Origin of the sequence: Thermoleptolyngbya sp. M55_K2018_002, assembly GCF_015295965.1 — a bacterium.
GTDB lineage: Bacteria > Cyanobacteriota > Cyanobacteriia > Elainellales > Elainellaceae > Thermoleptolyngbya > Thermoleptolyngbya sichuanensis.
In genome coordinates, this window is sequence record NZ_DVEA01000019.1 from 1 (window position 1) to 1,589 (window position 1,589).

Below are 1,589 nucleotides of genomic sequence, written 5' to 3' on the forward strand. Positions count from 1 at the left end.
ACCGACACCGTGGGTGACTAAACGACCAAAATTTCGGGGGAAAGGCAAGCTGCACTGATAGGAATCGAATTACAGCTTGATGGACGATTGTACTGGATGCGATCGCCCCCGTCAATTGTCCTGCACTAGGAGTCAGCACCTCGGCGATATTTGCAGTAGCGGCGGCCATCGGAGCTTGCTATTATCGAGCCGGACTGCATTTTCCAGAGCCAAGTTTCTGGGGCCCTCTCTATGGTGATTTCAACATTGCGAACGGCAACACCGGATGCAAGGCGGGCTATGGCTAGGGGCGATCGCCCTTCCGGTCGGGCAAGACCATCTCGCCGCGGCGTTTGGGCTGGTGGACTGGCGATCGCCCTCCTCACCACAGGCTGTAGCGAAAGCAAGCTGGCTCAGTGCAATCGGCTATCGCAGGTGGTAAACAGCACGGTCGCAGAGGTGCAGGCGGTGGTGCAAGCCAATAGCCAGCCCAATGACCAGGCATTTTCGGCCGTTGCCGACCGCTTCGAGCAGGGCAAGGCTGCCGTATCTGCCGTAGACCTCAGCGATGCCCAATTGAATGACTATAAGGGGCAACTGCTGACCCTCTACGACCAGATCATCACCGCCGCCCGCAAAGTCTCTACCGCGCTTCAGCAGGAAAACTTTGAGGCTGCCAGAGCCGCCCATCAGGAGTTTCTCACCGCCGCCAATCAGGAAAGCCCGCTGGTGGATGAGGTCAACACCTATTGCCAGGTTTCGCCCTAGATGCGCCTTTGGGTCGTCAGCCATACCTACATCGTGGATCTGAATTGCGACAAGCTGAAGGCAATGGCGGCGCTGGCGGTTGATGGGGGCAAACCCTTGGATATTACTGTGGTCGTGCCGCGCACCTGGAAACCGGGCGGCGTGGTGGGCGGCACGATTCGTCCCCAGGGCTATGACCGGGGCAACTTCCGCGTCGTGCCCGTGGGCAACTTTAGCCAGACGCATCAGGGTTTGCTCTGCTTTCGCGCCGAACTGGTGTCCCTGCTGCGGCAGCATCCGCCGGACGTGATTCAGGTGGAGCAGGGGGCAAAGTCCCTGGCCTATGCCCAGTTGATTGCCCTGAATCGGCTGCTAAAGCTGGGCGCAAAGCGAGTGCTGTTTACCTGGTGGAATTTGCCCTACAGACTGCGGCCGCCGCTGCTCTGGCTGGAGCGCTATAATCTGCATCACACCGACGGGGCGATCGCCGGAAATCGGGACGCGGCGGCGATTCTGCAACAGCGCGACTACCGTGGCCCAGTCACCGTGCTGCCCCAGCTTGGGGTGAATGAGCAGCAGTTTTGCCCCCGCCCTCAGCCGGAGATGGCGGCGGCCCTCGGCCTTTTGCCCAAAGACTGTCCTGAAGAATTTACCGTGGGCTATATCGGACGCTTTGTGCCAGAAAAGGGACTGCGAACCCTGGCAGAGGCGCTGGCGGGGCTACCTGAATTGCCCTGGCGCTGGCTGCTGGTGGGGCGGGGCCCGCTGCGGGCAGAGGTGGCGACGCGGATGCAGCGGGCGGGGTTGGGCGATCGCCTCCGATGGGTTGAGTCTGTGCCCCATGCCGATATTCCGCGCTATCT

Annotated in this window: 2 protein-coding genes; both read left to right on the plus strand. The window is 60.9% G+C overall.

Translation table 11 applies throughout. The annotated features are described in order from the left end of the window. The first annotated feature begins 231 nt into the window (after nt 1–231). Nucleotides 232–747, plus strand: coding sequence for a hypothetical protein (locus IGS51_RS00780; protein ID WP_297074900.1), 516 nt, complete (start codon nt 232–234; stop codon nt 745–747). After that, nucleotides 748–1,589 (plus strand): glycosyltransferase (locus IGS51_RS00785; protein WP_297074901.1); only part of this gene is annotated, 842 nt, incomplete at its 3' end.

Bases quoted from the DNA above. Each gene is read 5' to 3' on its own strand.
- IGS51_RS00780 (WP_297074900.1), top strand. From the start codon at position 232: ATGGTGATTTCAACATTGCGAACGGCAACACCGGATGCAAGGCGGGCT.